General features: G+C 42.2%; 3 protein-coding genes. All 3 read right to left on the bottom strand.

What is annotated here, in order from left to right:
* Positions 1-1215: hypothetical protein (locus tag L650_RS24780; RefSeq protein WP_029773337.1), on the bottom strand; the 1215-nt coding region annotated here is incomplete at its 3' end.
* Between the two features lie 276 nt (positions 1216-1491).
* A complete protein-coding gene (flgL, locus tag L650_RS0112570; protein ID WP_029773336.1) occupies positions 1492-2766 on the bottom strand; it encodes a flagellar hook-associated protein FlgL in 1275 nt (424 codons plus the stop codon).
* Between the two features lie 2 nt (positions 2767-2768).
* A partial coding sequence (locus tag L650_RS0112565; protein ID WP_029773335.1) for a flagellar basal body rod C-terminal domain-containing protein occupies positions 2769-3802 on the bottom strand: 1034 nt, incomplete at its 5' end.

Raw genomic sequence — 3802 nt, 5'->3', positions numbered from 1 at the left:
AGCGTTGGTTGTTGTTGCACCATTTAAAGTGCCTGTACCAGTAACACTTAATGTAGAAAAGTCAGAATCTAATACTGCATTAGAAACATCTAAACGCCCAGTAATTGTTGATGTTTTGTTTACGGTTGTGTCTGCTGTTGCAGATACTGTTACACCACCAGCAATAACTGCAGTGCCATCGTAAGCAGATACCGTACCATCTAACCCATCAGTAGCACCACCTTGAATTTCCATTGTTACATCAATGTTTTCGCCACTAGCGTTAGTAAACACCAATAAATCATCACCGGTAGTACCTGTATTATTTACAACCGAAGCAGTAATACCTTTAGCAGCTAGTGCTTCTGTTGTTGCTGGGTCAATGGCGGTTTTTAATGCTGCAACTGTACCATCACCCGTTGCCGCAGCCGTTGCTGTAATTTCTACACCAGCAACATTAAGTGTAACAACGTCTGTAGCGGTTGTATTCGTATCTCCAAATCCACCCACAGCAACTTGCGTGGTTGCACCTACGCCAAACACCCCTTCGGTGCTGTTGAATTGCCCAGCTAAATCTGCTGCGCTCATACCTGTGGTTAAATCTATGTTATTAGTTTTGCCGCCAGCTGTGACGCTTAATGAATCCGTATCTGCAAATGTTTTAGCTGTTTCACTGGCACCTGAAAATCCGGTAATTGCAGCTAAATCAAACCCTTTACCTCTTAGGCCTATATCCTCAGCGGCTGCAGAGTTTAAGGTTACGCCAATGGTTTGGTTACTGTCTGAACCTACTTGAAACTGCTGTGTACCGTAGTCGCCATTTAATAGTTTTTGCCCACCAAAGGTGGTGGTATCGGCTATACGGGTCAACTCAGTTTGCAAAGCGGTTACTTCTTTTTGCAGCGCTTCGCGGTCTTCCTTTGAATTTGAGCCATTCGCCGACTGTAGCGATAGCTCTCGCATTCGCTGAAGAATGTCGGTAGATGATTGCAACGCCCCTTCAGCAGTTTGCGCCATTGAAATACCATCGTTGGCGTTACGTTGTGCTACCGCTAAACCACTGATTTGCGAGGTTAAACGCGTGCTAATTTGCATGCCTGCTGCGTCATCTTTGGCGCTGTTAATACGCATCCCCGATGCTAGGCGCTCCATTGAGGTGGCTAAGCCTTCACCTGATTTTGCTAAGTTACGTTGTGCGTTTAATGACGACACATTAGTATTTACTGTTAATGCCATTTTACCATCTCCTAGGTTTAAACAGAGTGTGGTTCAACACGTTTTAACAGGAACCACTATTCGATAATTTCTAATTATTAGAAAAGCATTTACTGTGCCAACTTTCAAAAAAATATAACCACATGTTTTTAAAGCTTTTTCAATCAAAAAAATCAAACGTTAATAATAAGTTATCTGTTTAGCGGAAGTGACGACAATTTATTGCCGCTATTTTGAGGGAGGTTTTTGCCGCTTTGTATTCACCAAAGCGGCAAGGTATTTCTGCTTATAATTTATTTACAAGTAATCAAATAATGAAAGGTTAGTTAAACGGCCAAATGTAGCTTGCGAGGCTTGCAGTGCGGTTTCTTGTTTAGTGAGGTCACTAATAGCTTCTGCCATGTCTACTTCAACTAAGTCAGAGAGGTTACTTATGTTTTGAATATCTTGCGCAAGGTTTGAGTCGCTTACACTTTCAACCGCATTCATACGCCCGCCTAAGCTCGCTTGCGTATACACGACTTGCTCACTTGCATTTTGAAGCTGTACTACACCATCAGCTAGCACTTGCTGAAAGTCATCACCTTCAAGTGTGCCATCATTTAGCCCTGTAATGAGTGATTGTAATGTATTAAGCACATTTTCTTTGTGCGGCTTTTCGAGGGTAAAATCAAGCTGGCCTGGTGCTGCGCCTTCAAATCCGATTTTTATACCTGCAAATTCAATTGTATTATCATTAACTTCCCCTGTTTGAGGGGGATCAAGTGGCACGCCATCTTGTAAAATTTCGTATGTATCAGGATCGTTTACTGTTGCACCCGCGGTGGTTACAACATTAAAAGTATTGGCTGTGGGTGACACTGGAGTCGCTGGATCTGCGTTGTAATTTGCTTGATGAAACTTATCGAACTCGGCTTGGCCATCAACATATACAGTGCCTTTAGTAATATTATTGGCGGGCGTTGTTGTTGGTATGCCTGCTTTATTATCAAGTACATTTAGTCTGGCATCTGTTTTTTCAAACGTATCAAAGCCGTTATCGCTTGATTTAATACTTACCCCCTCAGCTATGGTTATTACATGCTGGCCTTGATCCCCGTTATAGGTGTACTCACCTGTTGTAGAGTCAAGCTGGTATGGTTGTGTGCTGTCTTGATAGCCTGAAAATATAAACTTACCGTCTTCTGAGCGGGTATTCATTAAATTGACGAGTGTTTTTTGTATTTCACTCAGCTCAGCCGCGATTGACTCTAAATCATCTTGAGTATATGCACCATTACCTGCTTGAATCGCTAGCTCTTGCGCTTGTTGAATATTGGTATTTATACTTTGTAAGATGGTTTCTTCAGTCTCAAGACGGCCAGTTAATTGGTCAATATTTTTAGTATATTGCTCATTTGTTTGTATTTTATTTGAATACAGCATTCCTTGCGAAATAGCAGCAGGTGCTTCTGAGGTAGTTAAGTATTTTTTACCTGTTGTTACTTGCTCTTGTGCATTAGCAACACTTTGTTGGTTATCGAGTATTTTATTAATGTTGTTTTGATACATTAAGTTATTTGATAAACGCATAATTACCTCGCCGCACTTAATAAGGTGTCAAAAACTTCTTGGGCAGCAGCTAGTACTTGAGCTGATGCCGAATATGATTGTTGGAAACGTAGTAAATTGGCAGCCTCTTCATCAAGGTTTACACCCGAGAGCGACTCATACCACGCTTCAGATTGCTCTGCTAACGCATTAAATGCGCTGGCACTGGTAATGGCTTGACCAGTTACTACGCCAATATCGCTCACTAACCCCGAATAGGCTTGATTAAATGTGTCGTGATTGTCGGCAGTGGTTGTTGTCACTACATTTTTACGCACTAATTCGCCATTTTGTAAATCAGCGAGCTTTAAACCATTGCGGTTATCATCAAAGCCGCCTTCGTTAAATTCAAGGGTGAAAGTGTCTCCAGTGGCTGGCGTACCTTCTATGTCAAAATCAAAGCCATAATCGTTATATGGCGTTCCAGCTTGAGATAAAACATTATTACCTGGCGGTGGAATAATAATGGTTGTTGCCGCGTTATTCTCATCTGAAATTTGATATTCGTTTGGGTTTCCTGTTTTAACTAACGTGATATCACCATTGGCTAGACCAGGGACGGTGGTAAAGCCACCCGATGTAACGCTTGTTACTTCTCCAGCTGAAATAGTGGCAGTGCCTACATTATCTATACTGTTAGCTGTACGAATAGGCGATGCCAGAGCTAAGTCTTCACCGCGGCTTGTCGCAAGCGTGATACTAGAAGCCGAGTCAGAATTAAGCTTAATATGAAATTTATCCCCGATATTTCCTGTACCATTAATTTCTAGTTTTAAGCCAAATGAGTCTTCAACTGTAGCCGGTAGTGGCGGCGTTGCATTAGGATCACCTGGTGTAGCTAATTGTATATCATCAGCATCTATGACGTTACTTGATGGAATAATTGCTATGGCCGCATCGCCAATAGGCTCGCCTTTATTATCTACGGGCTGAATGCTCACTTCATTTGTATCCGTGTAAGTAATAATAAAGTCGCTGGCAGGCAGCTCACTGCCTTTACCGGCCTCAAGCGTGGCAG

The organism is Pseudoalteromonas sp. TB51, assembly GCF_000498055.1.
GTDB classification, from domain to species: domain Bacteria; phylum Pseudomonadota; class Gammaproteobacteria; order Enterobacterales; family Alteromonadaceae; genus Pseudoalteromonas; species Pseudoalteromonas atlantica.
Note: the sequence above shows the minus strand (reverse complement) of the source record. Positions and strands in the feature narration are given on the sequence as shown.

Excerpts from the sequence above, each read along its gene's own strand:
- flgL (WP_029773336.1), bottom strand. The coding sequence starts at position 2,766 with ATGCGTTTATCAAATAACTTAATGTATCAAAACAACATTAATAAAATA.